Consider the following 23115-nt stretch of genomic DNA (forward strand, 5'->3'; position numbering starts at 1 on the left):
AAGCTCTCTCACAACAAATTACGTAAAAAAAGCCGCACCCAGTGCGGCCTTGCTCGCAGGCAGCGCCTGCCTTGCGCCACGCATACCACCCAACAAAACCTCAATTGCAGTTGAGAGAAGCGCAAAGCCCCTAGCATGCGGGCGCACGACCCGAGGGGACACAACAGCGTTTCAAGGGTGGAATGCGCGGGCCTTAAGCAGGAAACACACCGGTGGACAAATAACGATCACCGCGATCGCACACGATAAAGACAATGGTGGCGTTTTGCTCTCGCTTGGCTATCTCCTGCGCGACCCAGCATGCACCCGCAGCCGAAATCCCCGCAAAAATACCTTCTTCACGCGCCATACGGCGGGCCATATCTTCAGCATCATCCTGCGTCACATAGACCAACTCATCCACCAGGGATGCATCGTAAATTTTGGGCAGGTATTCCTCGGGCCACTTGCGGATACCGGGAATGCGTGAACCCTCTGAAGGCTGGGCACCGATGATCTTGATGTTCGGATTCTTTTCTTTCAGAAACTTGGCCACCCCCGTAATGGTGCCCGTGGTACCCATGGCGCTGACAAAGTGCGTCACCTCACCCCCGGTCTGCGCCCAAATTTCAGGGCCTGTGGTTTCGTAATGGGCGCGTGGATTGTCTTCGTTACCAAACTGATCCAGCACCACCCCCTTACCCTGGGCCACCATCTGATCGGCCAGATCACGGGCATATTCCATACCGCCACTCTTGGGCGTCAAAATCAGCTCGGCACCATAGGCCTTCATCGTCTGGGCCCGCTCGATCGACAGATCCTCCGGCATGATCAGCACCATGCGGTAACCCTTGATAGCCGCAGCCATGGCCAAAGCAATACCGGTATTGCCCGATGTCGCTTCAATCAACGTATCACCGGGCTTGATTTCTCCACGCTCCTGCGCGCGCTGAATCATTGATAAGGCGGGGCGATCCTTCACCGAACCCGCTGGGTTGTTGCCTTCAAGCTTCCCCAAAATGACATTCCCGCGATCGGCATTGCTTTGCGCATCAATGCGCTGCAAGGCAACGAGCGGGGTTGAGCCAATGGCAGATTCAATCGAAGAATATTTTTTTTGCATAGACATAACTGTGCCATAATTCCGGGCATGCACTGATGATGCCCGGGTGGTGGAATTGGTAGACGCAGCGGACTCAAAATCCGCCGCCGCAAGGCGTGCCGGTTCGATTCCGGCCTCGGGCACCACAAATATTAATTTGTGACAACGTCAATCAGCGCAAAAAATTATCGCGAGGTGGAGCAGTCTGGTAGCTCGTTGGGCTCATAACCCAAAGGTCGTTGGTTCAAATCCAGCCCTCGCAACCAAGTTTAATCGCTTGCAAAACGCCAACTATGTTGGCGTTTTACCTTTCTCAGCCCGGGTGGTGGAATTGGTAGACGCAGCGGACTCAAAATCCGCCGCCGCAAGGCGTGCCGGTTCGATTCCGGCCCCGGGCACCATCACATGTACAAAGACAAAAACTTTGTAACAGAGTTCTTTATTCGTCAATGTGATGAATGAAATTTTCAGAACAAGAAAGCCAGCACAAGCTGGCTTTTTTATTTTGTGCGCGCACAAGCAAGTTGCAGTGTTTATGTAATGAGTTTTTAGGTATGCACCAGCCGCCTACTCTGCAACACTATTTCAAAAAACTCTGGTAACCCCCCGAGAGTCGCGACACGAACTCTTGACTGGCCAGGTTCAATTCACGCAACAGTCTCGTAGCACCAGACGGTTTAGTGCTGCTTGATGCAATAAATGTTGGTTGCATGAATCACATCCCGAACCTTTAACCATCACCCAAACTGTTAACTACGGGCAATTTAGGCGTACAGCCTCCTGACTGAACAGCAGATGCTGTGTGTGGCCTGCCGTTCAGACACGCCACGCGTCAAAACCGCTCAACGGCCAGGCTCGCGCAGCAGCAGCTCCAACTTCACCAGATCATCCTGCACCTGCAGTGCCACGTCGGAGCCAGGCTCCAGCAAGGCCAGCAGCGCCTGCCAGTGGTCGCGCGCCACCCGCGGATTGCCCGCCTGCAAGGCCGCCGCACCGGCCAGCGCCAGCGCCTTGGGTTGCTGCGCGTCCAGGTTCAGCGCCTGGGTGATCGCGGCGCCCGCCGCACCGTCCAGGCGCCCCTGCTGTGCGGAGGCCTGGGCATCCGCCAGGTCCGCCCACAGGCGCGCCTGCTCCGTGGCCTCCAGGCCCTGGGCTTGCGCCGTCTGCAGCGCGCCCTGGTAGGCCTGGGCGGCATCGGCATAGCGCTCCAGGGTTTCGTAGGAGCGCGCCAGCATCACCCACCCCGGCAGGTTGTCGGGCAGCGTCTGCAAGCGCTGCGCCAGGCCGGCCACCATGGCCTCGACCTGCGCCTGGCCCGCGCTGTGGCCCATGGCATCCGCCTGGGCCAGGCGGGCCGCGGCCTGCGGATCGCCCACCTGCACATACAGCCCCCATGCCGCCACGGGCAGCAGCACGGCCAGCACCAGGGCGCTGGCGCGTGGCAGCCACGGCCGCTGCCGCCAGGCCCGGGGCTGCGCGCGCTGCGCCAACTCCTGCAGCAGGCGGCGCTGCAATTCGTCCTCGGCCTGGGTCAGATCGGCCGCATCAAGGTTGCCGGCGCGGTGCTCCCGCGCCAGCTCCTGCAGCTGGGCCAGGTACAGCGCCCGCAGGGCGTCATCGCTGCCGGTCACCGGCTGGGCCGCATCCCGCAGCAAACTGGGCAGCAGCACCGCCAGGCACAGCAGCACCAGGGCCAGCGCCCCCAGCCACAATCCCACCATATCGCTCATGGACGGTCCTCCGGTGTCGGTGTGTCCTGGCGGTTCTCCAGCCACGCCTGGGCCCGCGCCCGCTCCTGCGGGCTCAATCCCGGGCGGGCCACGCTCTGGTGGCGCCGGCGCAGCGTGCGCCACAGCAGCAGCAAGCCGCCCAGCAGCACGACAAACGGGGCGCACCACAGCACCCAGGTCGAAGGCTTCCACGGCGGTGCATAGCGCACAAAACTGCCATAACGCTGCTCGAAGAAGGCCACCACCTCGGCGTCACTGCGGCCCTGCGCCAGCTGCACCGCAATTTCTTTGCGCATGTCCTTGGCGATCGGCGCCTGGGATTCGGCCACGGTCTGGTTCTGGCAGACCACGCAGCGCAGCCGGGCGGCCAGGGCCGCCTCGCGCGCCTCCAGTTCCAGGTCTTGCGCGGCGAAGACACCGGGGCTAAGCAGGGCGGCGCACAGCGCCAGGGACCAGGGTTTCATTGCACAGCCCTCACCACAGGCATCAGTTTGTCGTTCCACACCTCGGGCGTCACCGGCCCCAGGTGGCGGTAGCGAACCAGGCCCTGGGCATCGATCACAAAGGTTTCCGGCACGGCATGGATCCCAAAGTCCATGCCGACCCGGCCATCGGCATCCACCGCAGAAGCCACATACGGGTTGCCGGCCACGCGCAGCAGGGCCTGGGCCTTGGCGGACTGGTCCTTGTAGTTCAGGCCATAAAGGGCCACACCGTCCTTGCGTGACATCTCCACCAGGATCGGCAGCTCCTGGCGGCAGGGCGCGCACCAGGAGGCCCAGACGTTCAGCAGCCAGACCTGGCCTTGCAGCGCCTGGGGCGTCAGCCGGGCGCCTTCCGGCCCCTGCAGCACCGGCAGATCGAACACCGGCACCGGCTGCTGCAAGAGGGCCGATTCCAGCGCCCGCGGATCACGTTGCAAGCCCAGGCCCAGCATGACCGCCAGCCCCAGGAAAACCGCCAAAGGAATGACAAAACGCATCACGCCACCTTGTGTGCCACAGCGCTGCGCGCGGCACGGGGCACGCGCTGGCGCCCGGTGCGAAAACGCTTGTCCAGCAGGCTCAAGCCCGCCCCCAGTGCCATCATGAAAGTCCCCATCCAGATCCACTCCATCCAGGGTTTGACCTGCAGACGCACGGTCCAGGCCTGCCCGGTCTCATCCAGCGGCTCGCCCAGTGCGATGAACACATCGCGCGTCCATCGGCTGTCGATAGCCGCCTGGCTCAGCCCCATGGTCTGCACCCGGTAGGCACGTTTTTCGGGGTACATGTCCCAGCTCTGGTCCCCATCGCTGACGCGAAAGTGGGCGCGCTGGGCATCGTAGTTGGGCCCCTCCACCGAGGACAGCCCCACCAGGGTAAAGCGGTAACGGTCGGCCTCCACGCTCTGACCCTGGGCCACATGGGTTTCGCGCTTGGTCTCCAGCCCGTTGGCTAGGCTCACGGCCATCACGAACACGCCCACACCGGCATGCGCCATCACCGTGCCCCACCAGCCCCATGGCTGACGGGCCACGCGCTGCCAGCCTGCGCCTTGCCGCACCGCAGGCAATAGGCGCTGGACGGCATGCGCCAGCGTGCTCAGCAGGCACCACAGGCCCAGGGCCACCCCCAGCAAGGTCACGGGCGTGATGGACCCAGCCTGGGTCAGGCCCAGCACGCCCACGCTCACTACGGTCAGCACCAGGGCCACGCGCAGCCGCTGCCACAGCTCGCGGCCCGCGCCCTGCTTCCAGCGGGCCACCGTGCCACAACCCATCAAGGCCAGCGCCGGCAGGACCAGCGGCAGAAAGACCGCTTCAAAATACGGAGGGCCGACCGAGATCTTTTCGTTGCGCAGCACATCCAGTGCCAGGGGGTACAGCGTGCCGATCAGCACGGCCAGGGCCGCAGCGCAGAACAGCACGTTGTTCACCAGCAGCAGGGTTTCGCGCGACAGCAAGGCGAACTGCCCGCCCCCGGTGCCCAGCTCCGGCGCCCGCCAGGCGTACAGCCACAGCGATACGCCCACCACCGCCACGATGAAGCACAGGATGAACAGGCCGCGCCCCGGATCGACCGCAAACGCGTGGACCGAGGTCAGCACCCCGGAGCGCACCAGGAACGTACCCAGCAGGCACAGCGAAAACGCGCAGATCGCCAGCAATGCTGACCAACTGCGGAATGCGCCGCGCTGGTCCGTGACGATCAGCGAGTGCAGAAAGGCCGTACCCACCAGCCACGGCATGAAGGAGGCGTTTTCCACCGGGTCCCAGAACCACCAGCCCCCCCAGCCCAGCACGTAATACGCCCAGGCGCTGCCCAGCAGGATGCCCAGTGTCAGAAAGCCCCAGGCAGCCAGCGTCCAGGACCGCGACCACCGCGCCCAGGCGGCGCCCAGCTCGCCCGAAATCAGGGCCGCCAGCGCAAACGCGAACGGCACCACAAAACCCACATAGCCCATGTACAGCAGTGGAGGGTGAAAGACCATGCCCGGGTCCTGCAGCAAGGGATTCAGATCCTTACCTTCCAGCGCGGCCGGCACCAAACGCAAGAACGGATTGGACAAAAACAGCACGAACAGCAGAAACCCGACGCTGACCCAGCCCAGCACCGCCAGCACGCGCGCCACGAAATCGGCCGGCAATGCGCGGCTGCGCCAGGCGACCGCCGCGCTCCAACAGGCCAGCAGCACCTGCCACAGCAGCATGGAGCCTTCATGCCCGCCCCAGAAGGCCGTCAGCTTGTAGATCATGGGCAAATCGCTGTGCGAGTTGGCCGCGACGTACAGCACGGAGTAGTCCTGCGTGCCGAAGCACCAGAACAGCACACCCGCCGCCAGTAGCGACAGCAGGCACTGCAGGGCGGCGGCGGGCCGCGCCAAGCGCACCCAGGCAGCGATCCCCCACTGGGCACCCAGCAACGGCAGCGTGGCCTGCACCAGCGCAACGATCAGCGCCAGCACCAGCGCAAACACCCCCAGCTCCGCCATCATGGCTGCCCCCTTGATGTCCGCGCGGCGTCTTCCAGTGCCTTGGCCGCTTCCGGGGGCATGTAGTTCTCATCGTGCTTGGCCAGCACTTCGGAGGCCTCGAACAAACCATTCGCCTGCAGCTTGCCGGATGCGACCACCCCTTTGCCTTCGCGGAACAGATCGGGCAACAGGCCCTGGTAGCGCACCGGCACGCGCTGCACCTCGTCGGTCACCATGAACTGCACCTGCAGGCCATCGGTGGAACGCTGCAGCGAGCCGACCTCCACCAGGCCACCGATGCGAAAGGCCGCACCCTGCGGCGCTTCGCCCGCGTGGATCTGGCTGGGGCTGTAGAAAAACATGACATTCGCATCCAGTGCGCGCAGCACCAGGGTGACGGCCAGCCCCACCAGGGCCACGCCGACCAGCACCCACAGCAGGCGCTTTCGACGGGGTTTCATTCAGCATCTCCCTCAGGGTCGCGCAGTTCGGGGCCCTGTCGCGGCCAACGCCAGCGCCACAGCAGCGCCAGAATTTCAAGCAGCAGGAGCGCTGCGCTGACACCATAGGCCAGTGCGATGTAAAAACTATGTGTCGCCATCACAGTTGCTCCTCTGCGGCACGTTCTCGGATCAGGCAGCGCGTGCGCAGCAAGCACACGGCCAGCGTATAGGCCCAGCACGCCAGGGTCATCAGCAGCATGCCCGCCAGCATGGTGTGGGTCATGCTGGGGGCAGCATCCATGCGGATTGTGGCCCCCTGGTGCAGGGTGCTCCACCACTGCACCGAAAAATAGATGATGGGCACATTCACCACGCCCGCCAGCAACACGATGGCACCGGCCGCGTCGGCACGTTCGGGGTCTTCAATGGCCGAGGCCACTCCCAGGTAGCCCAGGTACAGAAACAGCAGGATCAGCTCCGACGTCAGCCGCGCGTCCCACACCCACCATGCGCCCCAGGTGGGCTTGCCCCAGGCCGCGCCGGTCCACAGCGCGATCACGGTGAACAGGGCCCCGGTGGGCGCCAAGGCGCGCGCCAGCAGCGGTGACAGGCGGGTGCGGTAGACCAAGCCCAGCCCCGCGTGCACCGCCGCCACCACATAAATGAACATCGACATCCAGGCCGCAGGCACATGCAAAAAGATGATGCGATAGACCTCGCCCTGCTGGTGGTCAGTGGGGGCCACGAAAAAACCCACCCACAGCCCGGCCACGGCCAACGCCAGCGCCAGCACGGCCAGCCACGGCCACAGGCGTTGTGCCCAGTGATCGAACACGGGGGGGGAGGCCAGTTGGCGCCAGCGAAAACCTGCAGCCGCAGCACGCGGCGATCGAGGAGAAGAAGCAACAGGGGAGGGATTCATATCATTCCAGCGCCAGCCTCAGCGCCGCCGCAATCGCCCAGGGGCCAGCCAGCAGCGCCAGGCACAAACATGCGCCGAGCAAATTCAACGCGGGGGCCGCAGGCAGCCCCAGCAAGGACTGGGTCACGGCATGGCTGCCAAAGATCAGGATCGGCACGCTCAGCGGCAGCACGACCAGCACCAGCAGCAAAGCGCCCCGCACGCCCAGGGTCAGCGCAGCCCCCAGGGCCGCCAGCACGCACAGGCTGGGTGTGCCCAAGGCCAGTGACAGCAGCAGCACCCCCATCACCTCCTCGCCCAGGCCATATTGCCAGCCCAGCAGTGGCGTGGCCAGCAACAGCGGTAGCGTACCCACCAGCCATTGCGCCCCCACCTTCACCCCCACCAGGAGGGGCAAAGGTGCAGGGGCCAACAACCACTGCTCCAGTGAACCGTCTGCATGATCCCCCTCGAACAGGCGGTGCTGGCCCAGCAAGACCGCCAGCAAGGCCGCCACCCAGACAACGCCAGGCGCGATCTGCCGGAGCAAGGCGCTGTCCGGCCCCAAAGCCAGCGGAAACAGGCTGCCCACCATCAGGAAAAACGCCAGACCACTCAGGGCATCGGCCGGCCGGCGAACGGCCAGACGCAGCTCGCGCAGCACCACCGCCCTCAGCATGGTGCCTCCTGCTGTGCCGGAGCCGCTGAGGGGGCACTCAAGTCCAATACCGGGGACGGCACACCAGACACCAGCAGCCCGCGATGGCTGACCACCATCGCCAGCCCACCTGCCTGGGCGTGTGCAGACAGCAGTTGCACCAGCAAGGCGCTGCCCTGTGCATCCAGCGCATTGTCTGGCTCGTCGAGCAACCACAGCGGGCGCTCACTGAGCTGGACCCGGGCAATCGCCACCCTCCGTCGCTGCCCCTGGGACAAGCGGCCAAAAGGACGCGCAGCCACATCCAGGACATCCAGTGCGCGCAGCACCTGGGCCGCACGTTCACCGGACCAGGGCACGGCCTGCAGTTGGAGTGCGAAACGCAGATTCTCGATCCCACTGAGGGCATCGCTCATGCCGCACTGGTGCCCCAGGTACGACAGCTGCCGCTGGAACGCGGGGCTGGATGCGATGACACGCTGACCGCACCATGCCAGCGCCCCGGCACGCCAGGGCATCAGCCCGGCCAGACTGCGCAGCAAGGTGCTCTTGCCAGCACCATTGCTGCCCTTGAGCTGCAGCACCTGGCCGGCCTGCAGGCTGAAATCGATCTGACGCAACAGCACACGGCCATTGCGGAGACAGCCAAAGCCAGCAACGTCCAGGCTCCGTGGCGCATGCTCCGCAGACACCATGCGATCAGGGCTTGGCCATGGCAACAGGGGCTGGGACCACCTGACCCGGGCTGTCACTGGGGCCCACGCCCGGAGGAATGTGTGGCAGCTGGTGGGCAATCCCCTTGTGGCAATCGATGCAGGTTTTTTCCTTGTTCGCCAGGTAGGTGGAATGCATGTTCTGCGCCCGCTGACTTTGGCGTGTGAAGTCCATGGAGTCGTAGTTGTGGCAGTTTCTGCATTCCAGGGAATCGTTGGCTTTCAGGCGTGCCCATTCGTGCTGCGCCAGTTCCAGGCGCTTGGCATCAAATTTTTCCGGTGTGTCCACTGTGCCAAAGATCTTGCCCCACACCTCCTTGGACGCCTGCATCTTGCGCGCCATCTTGTCGGTCCAGTTGTGCGGCACGTGGCAGTCCGAGCAGATCGCGCGCACCCCGGAACGGTTGGTGTAGTGGATGGTGCTCTTCAGCTCGGCGAAAACGTTGTCACGCATTTCATGGCAACCCGTACAGAACTTCTCAGTGTTCGTGACCTCCATCGCGGTATTGAAAGCCCCCCAGAACAGGATGCCCGCAATGAACCCTCCAATCGTCAGGAACCCAAGGCTGAAATGCACGCTAGGGCGCCGTATGACGGCCCAGTAGCGCTTGAGTAATTGCAGCATACTTGTGCCCCAGTTCATGGTTTCTTGGATGCGTTCGCAGGATTTTGCAATGCTTTCAGGAGCAGGCTGTCCACATCCTGGAATGTATTTCTTACGAAAGGCGTCGCATTGTCCTGCCCCACATGGCACTGCACGCAAAAGTAGCGCCGGGTCGAGATCTGCGCCAGGGTATTGCCATCGCGGTCCTGGTAGTGGGTGATGGAGACCGGGATCGCCTGAGAGACTTCCGCTTTGGCGCGGGAGTGGCAATCCATGCACTTGTTGAAGTTCTTGTCGACCTGGTAGCCATCGATGCGGTGCGGGATCACGGGCGGCTGCTGCGCGTAGTTGCGCGTGCGGCGCACATCATCGTTGATGGGATTGCCCAGCACCGGTGGCTTGGTGGTTTCCAGCAAGGGAGCCGTGCCGCGGGCCTTGTCGTACAAGGGCTCGGCGAAGGCCGTGTCGGTCGCGGTGACCACACCGAGACACAGCATCAGCGCCATTCCCAGTTTCTGTATGCATTTCATGGGGTGCTCCTCTGCTTGTGCTCAGACCTTGGTCAGCCTCACGGCACACTTCTTGAAGTCGGTTTGCAACGAGATCGGGTCGGTCGCGTCCAGCGTCACCTTGTTGATCAACTGGCTGGCATCAAACCATGGCACATAGACCAGACCTCGCGGTGGCTTGTTGCGACCACGGGTCTCCACGCGGGAGCGAATGGCGCCGCGGCGCGAGGCAACTTCGACCTCACTGCCCCGGCGCAAGCCGAGCGCCTTGGCATCGTCAGGATGCATGTAGCACAGCGCGTTCGGCACGGCACGATGCAGCTCGGGCACACGCCGGGTCATGGATCCGGAGTGCCAGTGCTCCAGCACACGGCCGGTAGACAGCCAGAACGGATATTCCTTATCGGGAGCCTCGGCGGCTGGCTCATAAGGCAGGCCGAAAATGACCGCCTTGCCATCCTTGTGGCCATAGAACTCGAAACCGGTCCCCGGCTTCACATACGGATCGGTCCCCTCGCGGTAACGCCACTTGGTCTCCTGCCCATTGACGACAGGCCAGCGCAAGCCACGCACCTGGTGGTAGACATCGAACGGCGCCAGATCGTGGCCATGACCACGCCCGAACGCTGCGTACTCTTCGAACAGCCCCTTCTGGGGGTAAAAGCCAAACAACTCGGCCTCATGGTTGTTGTACCCTGCCTCCATGTCGGTCACGGGGAATTTGTCCACCTGACCATTGCGGTACAGCACATCAAACATGGTCTTGCCTCGGTACTGCGGGGCCTTGACCAGGAGTTCCTCAGGCCACACCTCCTCGATCTTGAAGCGCTTGGCAAACTCCATCAGTTGCCACAAGTCCGAACGTGCTTCGCCCGGCGCGTTGACCAGTTGATGCCAGAAGTGCGTGCGGCGCTCGGCATTGCCATAGGCACCCTCCTTTTCCACCCACATGGCGGTAGGCAGGATCAGGTCCGCCGAGGTCGCGGTGACGGTGGGATAGGCATCCGACACCACAATGAAGTTGTCCGGATTGCGATAGCCCGGATAGCCTTCTTGCACCATGTTAGCGGAGGCCTGCATGTTGTTGGTCACCATGACCCAGTAGGCATTGAGCTTGCCATCCTTGAGCATCCGGTGCTGTTGCACGGCGTGATAGCCGGGTTTATCGGGAATGGTGCCCTCGGGCAACTTCCAGATTTTTTCCGCGGTCTTGCGGTGCTCGGGATTGGTAACCACCATATCCGCGGGCAAGCGGTGCGAGAACGTACCTACTTCGCGCGCCGTGCCACATGCCGAAGGCTGACCAGTTAACGAGAATGGACTGTTGCCCGGGGTTGCGATCTTGCCGGTGAGCAGGTGGATGTTGTAGACAAGGTTGTTGGCCCAAACGCCGCGCGTATGCTGGTTGAAGCCCATGGTCCAGAACGACACCACCTTGCGCTTGGGGTCTGCGTACAGCTCGGCCAACTCCTTGAGCCGGTTGGCAGGAACCCCTGTCAGTTTGGTGGTGTATTCCAAGGTGTACGTGGAGACGAACTTGGCGTACTCCTCATAAGTCATGGGCTTGGCACCATTCGGATCACCGGCATTTTTGGCAGCTTTTTGCAGAGGATGCTCTGGACGCAAGCCATAACCGATGTCCGGATTGCCCAATTTGAAATTGCAGTGCTTGGCCACAAACTCCTGGTTCACACGCCCTGTGGTGATGATGTGGTTGGCAATGTAGTTCAGGATCGCCAGGTCGGTCTGCGGCTTGAAGGTCAGCTCAATGTCCGCGAGTTCATACGAACGGTGCTCAAAGGTAGACAACACGGCCACCTTGACGTTCGGTGCGCTCAAACGGCGATCCGTCACGCGCGTCCAGAGCACAGGATGCATTTCTGCCATGTTCGAGCCCCAAAGCACAAAGGTGTCCGTAGCTTCGATGTCGTCATAGCAGCCCATAGGCTCGTCCATGCCGAAGGTGCGCATGAAGCCCGCCACCGCCGAGGCCATGCAGTGGCGCGCATTCGGATCGATATTGTTGGAGCGGAAGCCGGCCTTGAACAGCTTGGATGCGGCATAGCCTTCCCAGACCGTCCACTGGCCCGAGCCGAACATGCCCAAGCCGGACGGCCCCTTTTCCTTGAGCGCCTTCTTGAATTGCTGGGCCATCACATCGAACGCGGTATCCCATGACACGTGCTGGAATTCCCCATCTTTGGCGTATTTGCCATTTTTCATGCGCAGCAGCGGCCGTGTCAGACGGTCCTCGCCATACATGATCTTCGACAGGAAGTAGCCCTTGACACAATTGAGGCCCCGATTCACTTCGGCCTGGGGATCACCCTGGGTCGCCACCACCCGGTTGTCCTTGACGGCCACCATCACGCCGCAGCCGGTGCCACAGAAGCGGCAGGGCGCCTTGGACCACTTCATGGTGGCGGCACCACCTGCTTTTGCGCCCTCCTGAGAGATGGCGTGGATGGGAATGCCTGCCACAGCGCCAGCAGCGGCAGCAGCAGTTTGACGAACAAAATCGCGACGGGTACTAGTCATTGGAGACCCCCTCGTTAAGTAATTGCCGGGGTTCTGCGTGCTGATACACCAGTGAGACGTTCAACACACCATCAACCAACCGAATTTGCGCCACCTGATCCAGGATGAAGTCCGCACTAGGCCCTTCCAAGGTGACTACCAGCTTGCCATCTGGATGGGTGCCATGCACTTGGATGGAGTCCATCTTGGCCAGCGCCTGCCCTACAGGATCAAGCGCTTGCGGCATCGTATGAACCACCAGACTGGCAATGTGGAGTTCATCCACCATCAGATGCAGGGTTTCAGGCATGCGGAGGGCCCGCAAACATCTGGTAGATCCAGACCAGGAAGCCGTAGCCAGCAATGATCAAACCAGCCAACACCGGTGCCATCACTACCGTTAGAAAAGCAAAGCTGCGCAGCTCTTCTTTGCGTGCCGTGGGATTATTTTTTTCAAGCATAGCCACCTTTCTGGATGACGGTTTACGTTACAGATGCTCTGCCAGAACTTCAATCCACTCAAACCCGCAGCGATCAGAACACTTGCAACCACTTTAGAGATATTGCCAATCCACTCAATTGATTCACATCAAATATATATTCAAATCTTGTTTTCCAGATCAATTAAAAACACTCTAACAACAATCTCTATTAAAAAACATCGCCCAACCAAAATTACATAAAAAATATTATTTTAGTCTATATACCAATAAATTACCTCAATTATTGATTTACATCAATAATTAATTGATTGACGCAAATATTATTTTTGGAAACATCTACTCTGCATGAAATTTTGGTATTTACTGAAAAAACTGCAATGAATAGCCTTCTAAAAATCCAGGAACCGTCCTCCCTGCAGCCTCAGCACCGCCCGTCTCTGAAAGCCTTTCTGGAACTGGGGTTTCGGCCGCTGTACCTCTGTGGCGCACTCTGGGCCATAGTGGCGGTATCGCTATGGGTGTTTGCTCCATTCCTCCTGCAAGGTGTAGTCGCTGGCGTCTTCTGGCACGCTCACGAAATGCTCTGGGGCTTTATTGCAGCGATTACCGTGGGCTTTCTACTGACTGCTACCAACAACTGGACAGGCTTGAATCCATTGCAAGGCCCAGCGCTAGGTGGCCTTGTCTTGCTATGGGCGGTAGCACGAGTTGGATTCTTACTCCCAGGAACCACAGCCTTCGGTATCGCGAGCATCGCCGACCTGCTGTTTCTGAGTGTCTCCGCGTTTGCAATCGGTCGATGTTTGTTTGCCCGTCGAAGTCGGCACAACTACATCCTGGTTGCGCTGCTGCTGGGTATGGCGGCGGCTAACGCCGCCTATCTCTACGCTTGCTGGCAGCAGCTTGAGTACGTCATCGTGATGCATTACTTCTTCATAGGCATGCTCTGTATGTCCGTGATCGCCTTGCTCATCGCGCGCCGGGTTATTCCATTTTTTGCCAGCCGCGCACTCCCCCAGCTAACGCTCAACCGACACACACGCAGCGGCCAATGGCAAGCTGCCTTAGCCACTTTGGGAATTCTCACGTGGTCATTCGGATTTAACCAATGGGCAACCCTGTTTTTGGCCGCTGCGGGGCTGATCACACTGTGGCATGTGATCGCTTGGAAGCCTTGGTCCGTCATGCGCACTCCTTTACTCTGGATTCTCTATCTGGGATACCTCGGACTTGGTCTGGGTTTGTGGGTTGCTGCAGCTTATGCCATGGGTTGGACATCCCGCCTGTCATGGCCCATCCACATGCTGGGGATGGCGGGGTTTGGCGCACTCATCATTGGCATGATTACGCGCACAGCGCTTGGACATACGGGCAGAGCACTGGTTGCAGATTTCAGCATGGTGTGCAGCTATGGCTTGGTCGCTGTCGCCATTGTTTTGCGCCTCACAGCACTGAGCGTCAGCACCCATCCGCTACCGTGGCTGCATGCCAGTGCCCTATGCTGGGTTTTAGCGTTCGCCTTGTACTTGTGGCGATTTGTGCCTTGGCTCGTACGCCCCCGGGCTGATCAGCGCCCCGGCAAACCCATACCAATTCAGCGACCACCCCATTAAAAGAAGATGCGCCTCACCACTCTCACTGACTACGCGCTGCGAGTCCTTATCTACAGCGGCCACCACACAGAGCGCTTGTGCACTATCAGCGAAATTGCCACCGCTTTTGATATCTCACAAGCGCACTTGATGAAAGTATCCCAACTGCTGGCACAGCAAGGGTGGATCACCACGGTGCGTGGCAAGCACGGGGGACTGCACCTCAGCAAAGCCCCTGACCAAATCCCACTCGGGGCAGTGGTTCGCAGCATTGAGCCCGACTTCAACCTCGTCGAATGTCTGGGGCCTAACAACCAATGTCGTCTCACAGGAGGCTGTGCGCTGACCTGCATTCTGAATGGCGCCCTCAAAGCCTTTTTGCAGCATCTTGACTGCTACACCCTGGCAGACGTAATCACCCAGCCCCAAACCGCATCATTAAGGCACCTCCCTCTCCTGCTGAATAAATTGACTTCCGTGGAGGCTCAAAAACCGTAAGGGCTGAATCATCCCCAGCGACTTTGGCAGCAAGACACGTGAACGTAAGCGCACTTGGTTCAAACGGTTCCAACTGATTACGTTCAGCAACTGGGCGTAACAAAATCGATGACCTCCAACATAGGATCGCTGTCTGCAGCGTGTAAAGACTGCTTTCCTCCACAACGACAGACTTGAATTTTTTCTGCACATGCAAGATTGGGCTTTTTACTGACAAGCGCAACGTTTCGTTTTGCGAAAAACTCTACCCCCTTGAAACGTGATTTTTTGTTAAATAACTGTGTCCAGTGCTTCCATGCACTGCACGCAAGCCCAAGGCGCGGGAGAGCATCGTGAACGTAAACAACACGCAGCATCAAGACACAGTGACGCTGCATAAGTACCCCGCTGACAGAAGCTTGTCCTCCACATGGCCAGACTTTCTGGCGGGCCAAGCTGAAAAACCAATTCGGGTGATGGTGGTGGATGACGACAGCCACGTACGCATGGTCATTGCTCAAGAGGTCATGAATGACCACCGGACGGTGGTCGTCGCACAGGCCAGTTGCTTGCGCGAGGCACGCAAATGCATCCGACAGCATGATTTCGATGTCATGCTGGTTGACCTGAACCTGGGCAACGGAAACGACGACGGCTTAGAGCTGATCGATGTGATGAAAAGCCTGCGCCCTACGGCAGAAGCCATCGTGGTTTCCGTTGTTGAAACCGAAGAACAGGTCTTGCGCGCCTTCGAAGTGGGGGCCACAGGCTACCTGGTCAAAAACTCTTGGTTTGGCAGCTACGTCCAAGCGGTGCTTCAAGTGGCAAACGGCGGTGCATCCATCACTCCTAGCTTGGCCCGAAGGTTGTTACAGCGCTTCGACAAAAACATTGTTGCTTCTCCTCCATCCGCCTCACCTTCCTGCGCTGCTGACCTCATTTCCGCACGCGAACGCAAGGTACTGCGGATGGTGGCAAACGGCTACACCAGCGCAGAGATCGGTCATCAGCTCGAAATCAGCACCACCACGGTGAACGCACACATCAAAAGTATTTACTGCAAGTTGCAAGTGCACACGCGTGCGCAAGCAGTTCGTTTTGCGCTGATGCGTGGCTTGCTGTGAATTGGGGAGTGGCTGATTTCTAGTGCGGTTCACCATGCTTTGGCGACTTGCAACTTGGTCATGGCAGCTGATGCTGGGGCTATGCTGGCTCTGGTACATGCCCGCAACATCTGCAGCTTTTGTGCGCTGGATGTCTTATCTGTCCGTGATCTCCAGCACATGCATGTGCATCTGGTACTTGGCCAAAGCGTATCGCCACAGACTGTGGCGGCGCCGAAAGAGTGTGCGCCCCTCGCAAGAAATACGAACCGAGCGCCGCAGAATCGCCCACTCTCTGCACGATGTACTTGGTAGCCAACTGGTGTATGCGCTATCGCTGTGTATCAACAAACCAGACCCCGTGCTGCAACAAACCCTGGAGCAAGGCCTGCTGAATTTGCGGTTGATTGTCGACTCCATGGATGGGCAAGACGACGTATTGCCCATGTGCATGGCCAGATTTAGGCACCGCGTTCAGCCCGTGCTGGATCGCCGTGGCATCTTGCTGCATTGGCATGTCTGTGACGACGATACGATGCAATCGTCCGATCACCTGCCTCGAGGGCAAATTGCCCAAAACATACTCGCCATACTGCAAGAAGCCATCAGCAATATCTTGCAGCATGCGCATGCCCGTGAAATTTGGATCACACTTCACCTCCACGACCCAGCTTGCACAGAAAGACCAAGCCAGCGAGGCCATCTGCGCGTAGAAGACAACGGTTGCGGCATACCTACCTGCGGGCAAGCAGGAATGGGGCTAGCCAACATGCGCCAGCGCGCGCATGCGATCGGGGGCCAGCTGCAAATCAGCCCCCGGGATGGTGGTGGCACCTGCCTGCACCTGAGCTGGTAGAGCGCGACCAACCTTCCGCCGCCCCCCATGCGCATGGGCGTGCTACTGCTGAACTTCTGCTTCCTCGAAGGATCGAAACATTCACGGGCATCGGAGGCGCGCCATCCAGCAGCCTCCTGGGCGTGAGTCGATCCGCACACCGCGTGCTCCGACCACACAAGCGAATCTATTGATCCATCGATTGATTGGAACGCATCAATCGGGGTGCCTTTATGCGCTGCAACGACAAAATAGAAAACCTATGAACAACTTTTACCCATAGGTGCAAACAATTTCAAAAAATGCATTCTGTTGCAAAGCAAATTCTGCTTATACATAATTTTTTTAATAGCAACACGCGCAAATCTGATATGCGGTTCGAGCATTTTTCATGCATTTCCTCTAGCACTACAAACTCGTATTCGCATCTAGTTATGGGAATTGAGCAGGTTGGCGCAAGCACACACACTGGATCCCGACGCCACCAAACTTTGCACCCCTGAATCAGGCCTGAGTTTGGTGAAGTCATAGACCGAAGAAAAGATCGAACTCCCTTGATCTTTTTCGGGCTTTTTTCCGATCCTCCAGGAGAAACATCATGAAATCGCTTGCAATTCTTGCCCTGAGTGCTATCGCAACTGCAGCAATGGCTGCCGGACAGACAGGGCCAACCACCCTATCGATCAGTGGTTCATCCACCCAGATTGCATCTGTGAACGGTGGTTATCTGAAAAACACGGCCAACTCCAAAACCTATGCGAATCAGAACGTTTCTTCTAATAAAGGAGGCGCTCAGATCGAAGGTACATCGAAACAAACCACCATTCTGACCAATGCCCACGTCAGCAACGAAGCAAAGTCTGCTGGTGATGTAGCCGTGCAAAACTTGGCTTCGAATGTCGGCGACGTCACTGTGGAGCAAAGCAAGCATTTCTGGGTCAAAGGTAAATCCGAGCAAGAAGTTCATGTGACCAATGCCTCCCTAACCAATGAAGCCAACAGCTCCAGCGGTTGCTACGGCTCCAATTGCAAGGACACAGCGATTGCATACCAAAACGCCGCCAGCAATATGGGGGATATCACGATCAGTGGTACCAGCAGCCAGTTTGTGAGCATCACGGACGGCAACACCAATGTGTCCAACAAGGCTCTGGGCAGGAACACCGTTGCGGTGCAAAACATGTCGTCTAACTATGGCAAGGTGGACATCTCTGGCACCTCCAGCCAAAGCACCTACATTGCAGGCGGGGCTACCGTGGCCAACCTAGCTACCGGTGCAAATGCAGTGGCTTACCAGAACATTGCCTCCAATGACTCCTGCGATCCACCTCCCGCTGTTTGCGTCGGCCCAACTTGCGGACTGCTTGCCTCACGCTAACGTGTGAGTTTTCAAACTATCAGCAGTGCTGACGCTGCGGGTGCACGGCGTCAGATCGGTCAAACGGTCTGATGCCGTGCACCCCAGGTTTCAGCAAAAGGAGCTGACATGACTGGTCTCTCTCGTTTTCTCTGCTTCGGTGTCTGCCTCTGCGGCCTGCACTCTTTGACTGTCTGGGCTGCTCCTGGCGAAGACCCGGTCACCATCAGTGGCCGTGTCACCTATTTGCAGCTGCCCACTTCGCCACTGGCTCGCTCAGGCAATCTCGAATACCGCAAAGACATGCCTGATGACATGGCAGCCAAGGTCAGCCGGTACACCGCCAAGGCCTACACCCCCAATACGGGCGATATCAAGACCGAAAAAGATGTGGTGCAAAGCGTGCAAACCAACGGCACCCAGACCACGTGCTACCAATCGGTTGGCAGCGTATCTGCAGCCAGCGGTCAAGGTGTGAAGAGCACCGGCAAAGACCAGGTAGTGGTCTTGCGCGGCGACCTCATCAACATCTGTAACTGACTCCCCTTTCATATCACAGGCTGGGCCACAGCCGCGCCTGTACCTCAAGCATCTGGACAACACAGGCTGGCACACAGTCGCACAAGAAGAGGTCATCATGGAATACACAACACCAGCGGCTGTGGCATGGGGTGGTGATACACCGGCGCGCAACAACGCCCTACGCCGGGTTGGACATTGGCTGCTCCTGGGCACTGCGGTGCTTGCCAGCGGCTGTGGCCAGTTGGATGCGCGGCGCCACATCAGTGCCCATGAACCCGTCACCACCATGAACCGCCCGGTCGTGCGCCCGGTTCGCTCCATCTCCAGCTTTTCTGACTCACTCAGCTGCATGGATCACATGCTGCGGGCCGCAGAACTGCCCACCACGCTCATCAGCAGCAAGCAATTTCCTGATTTTTCGGGCCGGGTGCCTGTGGCAGTGAAAGACATGGTGGTGACCTCCCTCTCGCAGATGTCGCACCTGAGCAATGCTTTCCGCTATGTGGACTACGAGGTCGACATTGCCCGCCAAGATACGGTGCAAAACCTCACGACAATTTTGCTCAACAACAACCAAATGCAGCTGCAAAGGCCTGCGCTGTATGTGTCTGGCGCTATCGCTTTTGTAGACCAAAACGTTGCCAGCCAGCGCAAGACCGTCGGCGCCTCCAGCGACCGGGTGGATCTGGGCTACAGCAACAGCAACTCCGCCACCGTCGTTGCACTGGAAGTGCACCTGGGCGACTTTCGCACGCGCACCATCATCCCGGGGCTGGACTCCGCCAATGAAGTCGTGATTGGGGGCGCTGGCGAAGGGCTGGATCTGGCGGGCCGTATCGGCAACAACTACGGGGTGCGCTTCAATGTCGGGCGCGACTATGCCATGGGCACCGGGGGGGCGCTGCGCACTTTGGTAGATCTGGCCATGATTGAACTTGTGGGCAAATGGGCGCGGGTGCCCTACTGGCAATGCCTGATGCTGGACCAGACCAACCCCAATTTCCAGCGCCAGATGCGCGACTGGTTCAATGAAAGTGGCACCTCGGGCCAACTGCGACTGGTGCGCTCTTCGCTCATCAGCCGGGGCTACCTGAGCAGCAGCCAAGGTGATCTGGGCGCCAACCACCCAGAGATGCGCTCCGCCCTGGCACGCTTTCAAGCAGATACCGGCGTGGTGGTGACAGGCATCATCGACTTTCCCACCTATGAAGCGGCGCTGCGCGATTTTGTGGCGCTGGGCCCGGAGGGGGCGCTCACCCGCATTGGCTGGAGTAATACCGGGCACTTAACCACTGCGGCTGCGGAGCCCACACCTGCAGCCACAGTGCCCTGGAGCATCGACCTGCAGATAGAGAACCCGCAGCCGGCAGGCATGCGCCCAGCCTTCAGCGAAGGGGATCAAATTTTTCTGTCGGCCACGGTGTCGCGCACCTCGCACCTGTATTGCTACTACGTTGATACCGCAGGCGCTGTCACCCGGCTGCTGCCCAACGCGCTGCAGCTCAACACCTTGGTCTCCGCCAACCAGGCCGTGCGCATTCCAGACTGGATGAGTGCCAACCCAGGCTTTATTTTGGATGCGGGCAAACCGGGCACAGAAGGCGCGATCTGCATGGCTACTGCCGAAGATGCCATGCCCAAGCTGCCAGCAGAGCTGCAAGGGCCTGCGTTGACCGCGGTAAAAGACGTGCAGGGCATCCCCGGTCTGCAACAGCGCTTTCAGCAAGCGCTGGGGGCCGATGGCTACGTAGCGCAAATCATGCGCTGGAGCGTAGTGGGCCGCAAAGCACCCGCAGACAGCAACGGAGCCAATTGAAATGCGCGGCCCACTGCACAGGTACCACCAAGGACTGGCGGGGGCAGCCGGCACTGCCTTGGCGGTGGGGGTGGCAGCCCTGCTCGCGGCCCTGCCAGGGCCTGCGGCCCCCCGCACCCGTGCGGCCCCTGCGCCGCAATTTGAGCTGCCCGCTCCTGCGCCCCAGCCCATCGAGGCAGCACCTGCCGGCGAGCGTGCAGCCCCCCTGGAGAGCGAAGTGCAACGCATCGATGCGCCTTCAGCCACCTCACCGCCCCCGATCAGCGCCCCCCCGATTACTGCCCCTACGCTGCAGCCCAAAGACACGCAGGCCCGCACTGTGAGGCGTGAGCTGCAGCAATTGCAAAAAATGGCTGCCCCAGCCAGCGGCTATGGCAGCACCGCCGCTGCAGCGCAGGCCGCGTGGCAACTGGGTTTGATCTACCTGCATGGGGCAGGCGTGCGCGTAGACCGCCCACTGGCGCAGCAATGGTTTGAACGTGCGGCACGGCAGGGCCGAGAAAGCTGGGCTTATGCAGGACTGGCTTGGTGCACGATGGATGGTTGCTCCGCCCCCGCCAACCCTGCGGCGGCCACACGCGCTATCGAGCAACTGCGTGCCACGCACCCCGGCCGCGCTGATTACCTGGCGTGGCTGCAGGCAACGCAGCTGCACCCACTGCGCATCACAGCGCCCAACCCACGCAGCAGCAACAGCAGCGCGTACGCCCCACAGGATGTGGCGCTGCTGGAGCGCGCTGCCGCATCGGGCGACGTGCCTGCCACCATTGAACTGGGCATCCTGGCCTTTACCGACCAAGATGTTGAGCGCGCACAAACGTACTTCCGCCGCGTGGCGCCGCGTTCGTCCGTGGCCGCCCATAACCTCAAGGTGCTGCAAGTGAGCAACCACTCGACCAGCGACCCGCTCCAAGCCAGCACCAGCAATGCAGCGCAGGCTGCGCTAGAGATGGCACAGATGTACCACCGCGGGCAAGGCGTGCCGGCCAACTTTGCCGAAGCGGTGCGTTTTTACCGGCTGGCAGAACAACGCGGCAGCACGCAAGCGCACAAGATGCTGGAGCTCATCTTCTCGCAGCCCATGCCCGATGGAAGTTTGAACGCGGCCTGGATGCAGCAGTTGGCCCAGGTCGATGTCAGCACCCCTGTGGCTGCGCTGAACTCCGGGGTGCAGACACCGCAGCTGCAACGTCTGCCAACCCCGTTGTTTGATCTGCTGCCCGCTTTCTGGCGCCAGCAGGTCTTGCAGATCGCCGGGGCCTGATCCGTCAGGCTGGGCGCTGGGCCTCAGGCCCGCCAGCGCCGTGGAGGCACGGGGGCTTGACAAATATACGTACAAACCCTTGCTTCTCCACGAAACCACTGGACAACCCTGTGGACAACTCTGCACAACCCATACACCAGTCACGCTAAGCCGTTGTTTTTATTTACCCTGAATTAACGTGCACAGAAAGCAGGCAAATTCATTAAAAGCATAGCTAACAGCGCTTGCTACATAAGCATTGGCAGCCAAAAACATACTTAGTCACCTGCGCAACAAAACAAGCATTGCCAAATCTGCGATACCGCCTAGACTGCGCAGCCATTGCTTTGATGAACGGTTGTCATGTTGTATGCACTTGTGGCCTTGTTCGCCTTTCAGTTGGCGGGCGAGGCATTGGTTCAGTTTTTTCAACTCCCCTTCCCCGGCGCGCTGCTTGGCGCCTTGCTCCTGCTGCTGGGCTTGCTGCTGTACGGGCGCCTGCCCCAGGCCCTGGAGCAGACCTCCCAAACCCTGCTGCAAAACATGATGCTGCTGTTCATCCCCACCATCTCGGGGGTGATGCTGCACTTTGATCGCATCGCCAAAGAATGGCAGCCGTTTTTGGTGGCTGGCGTGGCGGGTGCCGCCATTACTTTTTTGGTCACTGCGCTGACGTTCAAATGGATGCTGGCCCGCACCCCGCAAAGCGCGCAGGAGTCACAGCCATGAGCCCGCTGCATGACGTGCTGCAGCAGCTGTCCCACAGCCACCTGCCGTGGCTGGTGCTGACCATGGCGGTGTATTTGGTCACCTTGGCGCTGTACAAGCGCTCTCGGTGCCACCCGCTGCTCATTCCGGTCTTTCCATCGGTGGTCATCATCGTGGGGGTGCTGCTGGCCACCGACACGCCCTACGCCACCTACCAGCAAGGCGTGCAGTGGCTCAGCCTGCTGATTGGCCCAGCCACCGTGGCCCTGGCCATTCCGCTGTACGCCCAGCGCGCGCGCATTTATGCGCTGTGGAAGCCGATTGCCGTGGCCTTGCTGGTGGGTTGTGTGGTGGCACTGCTGTCGGCCATGGGCATTGCCTGGGCACTGGGTGGCAGTTGGGAGACCCTGATTTCGCTGGCCCCCAAATCGGCCACCATTCCGATTGCCTTGCCGATGGCGGAGCGCTTTGGCGGCTTGCCTTCACTGGCGGCGGTGGCCGTGGCCGTTACCGGCATCAGTGGCTGCATGCTGGCCCCCTTGCTGCTGCGCATCGTACGCAGCCAAGACCCCGCCGTGGAAGGCTTTGCCCAGGGCCTGACCGCGCACGCCATTGGCACGGCGCGCTCCATCCAGATCAACCCCACGGCCGGTGCTTTTGCCGCGCTGGCCATGGGGCTCAACGGCGTGCTCACCGCTTTGCTGATGCCGCTGTGTGTGGCCTTGTTCCAGAAGCTACCCTAAGCGCTGACCAACACCCGCCATCACAGAACGCACCTAAAAAAACAATAGCTGCCAGCGCTGGATAGGTAAGCGCTGGCAGCTATTTCTTTATGTATGCATACTGCATTGCCACTGTTGCGCAAGGCCATATCGACCATCCCTATGCACGTCTTCGCGACCACGCCG

General features: G+C 60.1%; 25 protein-coding genes and 3 tRNA genes. 13 read left to right on the plus strand and 15 right to left on the minus strand.

Annotated features, from left to right (window positions below; translation table 11 throughout):
- Nucleotides 1-193 precede the first annotated feature (193 nt).
- Nucleotides 194-1102 (minus strand): cysteine synthase CysM, encoded by a 909-nt coding sequence (cysM, locus tag QEP12_RS08835; protein WP_219164713.1) that lies wholly within the window; start codon nucleotides 1100-1102, stop codon nucleotides 194-196.
- 40 nt (nucleotides 1103-1142) lie between these two features.
- Between cysM and QEP12_RS08840 the strand changes: the two genes are divergently transcribed.
- The 3 genes from QEP12_RS08840 to QEP12_RS08850 all read left to right on the plus strand — a co-directional run bounded on the left by QEP12_RS08840 (nucleotide 1143) and on the right by QEP12_RS08850 (nucleotide 1482).
- Nucleotides 1143-1227 (plus strand) — tRNA-Leu (locus QEP12_RS08840).
- 43 nt (nucleotides 1228-1270) lie between these two features.
- Nucleotides 1271-1347, plus strand: a tRNA-Met gene (locus QEP12_RS08845).
- 50 nt (nucleotides 1348-1397) lie between these two features.
- Nucleotides 1398-1482: transfer RNA gene (locus tag QEP12_RS08850), tRNA-Leu, on the plus strand.
- A 441-nt stretch (nucleotides 1483-1923) separates the two neighbouring features.
- On the opposite strand, the gene ccmI is transcribed toward QEP12_RS08850, so the two are convergent.
- The 14 genes from ccmI to napE are packed head-to-tail and all read right to left on the minus strand — an operon-like array spanning nucleotide 1924 to nucleotide 12572.
- A complete protein-coding gene (ccmI, locus tag QEP12_RS08855) occupies nucleotides 1924-2811 on the minus strand; it encodes a c-type cytochrome biogenesis protein CcmI (protein ID WP_284214013.1) in 888 nt (295 codons plus the stop codon).
- The gene (locus QEP12_RS08860; RefSeq protein WP_042414709.1) at nucleotides 2808-3275 is read right to left on the minus strand and encodes a cytochrome c-type biogenesis protein; all 468 of its coding nucleotides are present in this window, start codon (nucleotides 3273-3275) and stop codon (nucleotides 2808-2810) included. The genes ccmI and QEP12_RS08860 overlap by 4 nt, the downstream gene beginning before the upstream one ends.
- Nucleotides 3272-3793: a DsbE family thiol:disulfide interchange protein gene (locus QEP12_RS08865; protein ID WP_280056294.1), complete on the minus strand. Its 522-nt coding sequence runs from the start codon at nucleotides 3791-3793 to the stop codon at nucleotides 3272-3274. The genes QEP12_RS08860 and QEP12_RS08865 overlap by 4 nt, the downstream gene beginning before the upstream one ends.
- Complete coding sequence (locus QEP12_RS08870; RefSeq protein WP_284214014.1) at nucleotides 3793-5787, minus strand: heme lyase CcmF/NrfE family subunit; 1995 nt, start codon at nucleotides 5785-5787, stop codon at nucleotides 3793-3795. The genes QEP12_RS08865 and QEP12_RS08870 overlap by 1 nt, the downstream gene beginning before the upstream one ends.
- Complete coding sequence (gene ccmE / locus QEP12_RS08875) at nucleotides 5784-6227, minus strand: cytochrome c maturation protein CcmE (protein WP_174862714.1); 444 nt, start codon at nucleotides 6225-6227, stop codon at nucleotides 5784-5786. The genes QEP12_RS08870 and ccmE overlap by 4 nt, the downstream gene beginning before the upstream one ends.
- Nucleotides 6224-6367 (minus strand): heme exporter protein CcmD, encoded by a 144-nt coding sequence (ccmD, locus tag QEP12_RS08880; protein WP_174862715.1) that lies wholly within the window; start codon nucleotides 6365-6367, stop codon nucleotides 6224-6226. Before ccmD ends, ccmE begins: the two co-directional genes overlap by 4 nt.
- Nucleotides 6367-7131 (minus strand): heme ABC transporter permease CcmC, encoded by a 765-nt coding sequence (ccmC, locus tag QEP12_RS08885; RefSeq protein WP_284214015.1) that lies wholly within the window; start codon nucleotides 7129-7131, stop codon nucleotides 6367-6369. Before ccmC ends, ccmD begins: the two co-directional genes overlap by 1 nt.
- A gap of 1 nt (nucleotide 7132) precedes the next feature.
- Nucleotides 7133-7789 carry a heme exporter protein CcmB gene (gene ccmB, locus QEP12_RS08890; RefSeq protein WP_284214016.1) on the minus strand — a complete coding sequence of 219 codons (657 nt, stop codon included), beginning with the start codon at nucleotides 7787-7789 and terminating at the stop codon, nucleotides 7133-7135.
- The gene (gene ccmA / locus QEP12_RS08895; protein ID WP_174862716.1) at nucleotides 7783-8463 is read right to left on the minus strand and encodes a heme ABC exporter ATP-binding protein CcmA; all 681 of its coding nucleotides are present in this window, start codon (nucleotides 8461-8463) and stop codon (nucleotides 7783-7785) included. Before ccmA ends, ccmB begins: the two co-directional genes overlap by 7 nt.
- Before the next feature lie 4 nt (nucleotides 8464-8467).
- A complete protein-coding gene (locus tag QEP12_RS08900) occupies nucleotides 8468-9106 on the minus strand; it encodes a cytochrome c3 family protein (RefSeq protein WP_042414938.1) in 639 nt (212 codons plus the stop codon).
- 14 nt (nucleotides 9107-9120) lie between these two features.
- Nucleotides 9121-9615 (minus strand): nitrate reductase cytochrome c-type subunit, encoded by a 495-nt coding sequence (locus QEP12_RS08905; protein WP_284214017.1) that lies wholly within the window; start codon nucleotides 9613-9615, stop codon nucleotides 9121-9123.
- Between the two features lie 21 nt (nucleotides 9616-9636).
- Nucleotides 9637-12132: a periplasmic nitrate reductase subunit alpha gene (gene napA / locus QEP12_RS08910; RefSeq protein WP_284214018.1), complete on the minus strand. Its 2496-nt coding sequence runs from the start codon at nucleotides 12130-12132 to the stop codon at nucleotides 9637-9639.
- Entirely contained in the window at nucleotides 12125-12421 is a 297-nt protein-coding gene (locus QEP12_RS08915) for a chaperone NapD (RefSeq protein ID WP_257469216.1), read from the minus strand. The genes napA and QEP12_RS08915 overlap by 8 nt, the downstream gene beginning before the upstream one ends.
- On the minus strand, nucleotides 12414-12572 hold the full coding sequence (gene napE / locus QEP12_RS08920) for a periplasmic nitrate reductase, NapE protein (RefSeq protein ID WP_174862718.1): 159 nt from the start codon (nucleotides 12570-12572) through the stop codon (nucleotides 12414-12416). The genes QEP12_RS08915 and napE overlap by 8 nt, the downstream gene beginning before the upstream one ends.
- Nucleotides 12573-12931: 359 nt before the next feature.
- On the opposite strand from napE, the gene QEP12_RS08925 reads away from it, so the two are divergent.
- The 10 genes from QEP12_RS08925 to QEP12_RS08970 all read left to right on the plus strand — a co-directional run bounded on the left by QEP12_RS08925 (nucleotide 12932) and on the right by QEP12_RS08970 (nucleotide 22950).
- Nucleotides 12932-14167 carry an NnrS family protein gene (locus tag QEP12_RS08925; RefSeq protein WP_431308078.1) on the plus strand — a complete coding sequence of 412 codons (1236 nt, stop codon included), beginning with the start codon at nucleotides 12932-12934 and terminating at the stop codon, nucleotides 14165-14167.
- Between the two features lie 6 nt (nucleotides 14168-14173).
- On the plus strand, nucleotides 14174-14644 hold the full coding sequence (locus QEP12_RS08930; protein ID WP_219164093.1) for an RrF2 family transcriptional regulator: 471 nt from the start codon (nucleotides 14174-14176) through the stop codon (nucleotides 14642-14644).
- Between the two features lie 455 nt (nucleotides 14645-15099).
- The gene (locus QEP12_RS08935; RefSeq protein WP_174864181.1) at nucleotides 15100-15747 is read left to right on the plus strand and encodes a LuxR C-terminal-related transcriptional regulator; all 648 of its coding nucleotides are present in this window, start codon (nucleotides 15100-15102) and stop codon (nucleotides 15745-15747) included.
- A gap of 97 nt (nucleotides 15748-15844) precedes the next feature.
- Nucleotides 15845-16582, plus strand: coding sequence for a sensor histidine kinase (locus QEP12_RS08940; RefSeq protein WP_284214020.1), 738 nt, complete (start codon nucleotides 15845-15847; stop codon nucleotides 16580-16582).
- Between the two features lie 577 nt (nucleotides 16583-17159).
- The gene (locus QEP12_RS08945; RefSeq protein WP_174864176.1) at nucleotides 17160-17939 is read left to right on the plus strand and encodes a hypothetical protein; all 780 of its coding nucleotides are present in this window, start codon (nucleotides 17160-17162) and stop codon (nucleotides 17937-17939) included.
- Between the two features lie 108 nt (nucleotides 17940-18047).
- Entirely contained in the window at nucleotides 18048-18458 is a 411-nt protein-coding gene (locus QEP12_RS08950; RefSeq protein ID WP_284214021.1) for a hypothetical protein, read from the plus strand.
- A 97-nt stretch (nucleotides 18459-18555) separates the two neighbouring features.
- Complete coding sequence (locus tag QEP12_RS08955; protein WP_284214022.1) at nucleotides 18556-20256, plus strand: DUF4384 domain-containing protein; 1701 nt, start codon at nucleotides 18556-18558, stop codon at nucleotides 20254-20256.
- 1 nt (nucleotide 20257) lies between these two features.
- On the plus strand, nucleotides 20258-21520 hold the full coding sequence (locus tag QEP12_RS08960; RefSeq protein WP_284214023.1) for a tetratricopeptide repeat protein: 1263 nt from the start codon (nucleotides 20258-20260) through the stop codon (nucleotides 21518-21520).
- 342 nt (nucleotides 21521-21862) lie between these two features.
- Nucleotides 21863-22228 (plus strand): CidA/LrgA family protein, encoded by a 366-nt coding sequence (locus QEP12_RS08965; RefSeq protein ID WP_219164087.1) that lies wholly within the window; start codon nucleotides 21863-21865, stop codon nucleotides 22226-22228.
- Nucleotides 22225-22950 (plus strand): LrgB family protein, encoded by a 726-nt coding sequence (locus QEP12_RS08970; RefSeq protein ID WP_284214024.1) that lies wholly within the window; start codon nucleotides 22225-22227, stop codon nucleotides 22948-22950. Before QEP12_RS08965 ends, QEP12_RS08970 begins: the two co-directional genes overlap by 4 nt.
- Nucleotides 22951-23115 lie beyond the last annotated feature (165 nt).

Origin of the sequence: Comamonas jiangduensis, from assembly GCF_030162955.1 — a bacterium.
GTDB classification, from domain to species: Bacteria; Pseudomonadota; Gammaproteobacteria; order Burkholderiales; family Burkholderiaceae_C; genus Comamonas; species Comamonas jiangduensis.

Bases quoted from the DNA above. Each gene is read 5' to 3' on its own strand.
- ccmE (WP_174862714.1), bottom strand. From the start codon at position 6,227: ATGAAACCCCGTCGAAAGCGCCTGCTGTGGGTGCTGGTCGGCGTGGCC.
- napA (WP_284214018.1), bottom strand. From the start codon at position 12,132: ATGACTAGTACCCGTCGCGATTTTGTTCGTCAAACTGCTGCTGCCGCT.
- QEP12_RS08950 (WP_284214021.1), top strand. From the start codon at position 18,048: ATGACTGGTCTCTCTCGTTTTCTCTGCTTCGGTGTCTGCCTCTGCGGC.
- QEP12_RS08955 (WP_284214022.1), top strand. From the start codon at position 18,556: ATGGAATACACAACACCAGCGGCTGTGGCATGGGGTGGTGATACACCG.
- QEP12_RS08915 (WP_257469216.1), bottom strand. From the start codon at position 12,421: ATGCCTGAAACCCTGCATCTGATGGTGGATGAACTCCACATTGCCAGT.
- QEP12_RS08940 (WP_284214020.1), top strand. From the start codon at position 15,845: ATGCCCGCAACATCTGCAGCTTTTGTGCGCTGGATGTCTTATCTGTCC.
- cysM (WP_219164713.1), bottom strand. From the start codon at position 1,102: ATGCAAAAAAAATATTCTTCGATTGAATCTGCCATTGGCTCAACCCCG.
- QEP12_RS08860 (WP_042414709.1), bottom strand. From the start codon at position 3,275: ATGAAACCCTGGTCCCTGGCGCTGTGCGCCGCCCTGCTTAGCCCCGGT.
- napE (WP_174862718.1), bottom strand. From the start codon at position 12,572: ATGCTTGAAAAAAATAATCCCACGGCACGCAAAGAAGAGCTGCGCAGC.
- QEP12_RS08960 (WP_284214023.1), top strand. From the start codon at position 20,258: ATGCGCGGCCCACTGCACAGGTACCACCAAGGACTGGCGGGGGCAGCC.
- QEP12_RS08930 (WP_219164093.1), top strand. From the start codon at position 14,174: ATGCGCCTCACCACTCTCACTGACTACGCGCTGCGAGTCCTTATCTAC.
- ccmI (WP_284214013.1), bottom strand. From the start codon at position 2,811: ATGAGCGATATGGTGGGATTGTGGCTGGGGGCGCTGGCCCTGGTGCTG.
- ccmA (WP_174862716.1), bottom strand. From the start codon at position 8,463: ATGGTGTCTGCGGAGCATGCGCCACGGAGCCTGGACGTTGCTGGCTTT.
- ccmD (WP_174862715.1), bottom strand. From the start codon at position 6,367: ATGGCGACACATAGTTTTTACATCGCACTGGCCTATGGTGTCAGCGCA.
- QEP12_RS08900 (WP_042414938.1), bottom strand. From the start codon at position 9,106: ATGCTGCAATTACTCAAGCGCTACTGGGCCGTCATACGGCGCCCTAGC.
- QEP12_RS08905 (WP_284214017.1), bottom strand. From the start codon at position 9,615: ATGAAATGCATACAGAAACTGGGAATGGCGCTGATGCTGTGTCTCGGT.
- QEP12_RS08870 (WP_284214014.1), bottom strand. From the start codon at position 5,787: ATGATGGCGGAGCTGGGGGTGTTTGCGCTGGTGCTGGCGCTGATCGTT.
- QEP12_RS08965 (WP_219164087.1), top strand. From the start codon at position 21,863: ATGTTGTATGCACTTGTGGCCTTGTTCGCCTTTCAGTTGGCGGGCGAG.
- QEP12_RS08935 (WP_174864181.1), top strand. From the start codon at position 15,100: ATGGTGGTGGATGACGACAGCCACGTACGCATGGTCATTGCTCAAGAG.
- QEP12_RS08865 (WP_280056294.1), bottom strand. From the start codon at position 3,793: ATGCGTTTTGTCATTCCTTTGGCGGTTTTCCTGGGGCTGGCGGTCATG.
- ccmB (WP_284214016.1), bottom strand. From the start codon at position 7,789: ATGCTGAGGGCGGTGGTGCTGCGCGAGCTGCGTCTGGCCGTTCGCCGG.
- ccmC (WP_284214015.1), bottom strand. From the start codon at position 7,131: ATGAATCCCTCCCCTGTTGCTTCTTCTCCTCGATCGCCGCGTGCTGCG.
- QEP12_RS08925 (WP_431308078.1), top strand. From the start codon at position 12,932: ATGAATAGCCTTCTAAAAATCCAGGAACCGTCCTCCCTGCAGCCTCAG.
- QEP12_RS08945 (WP_174864176.1), top strand. From the start codon at position 17,160: ATGAAATCGCTTGCAATTCTTGCCCTGAGTGCTATCGCAACTGCAGCA.
- QEP12_RS08970 (WP_284214024.1), top strand. From the start codon at position 22,225: ATGAGCCCGCTGCATGACGTGCTGCAGCAGCTGTCCCACAGCCACCTG.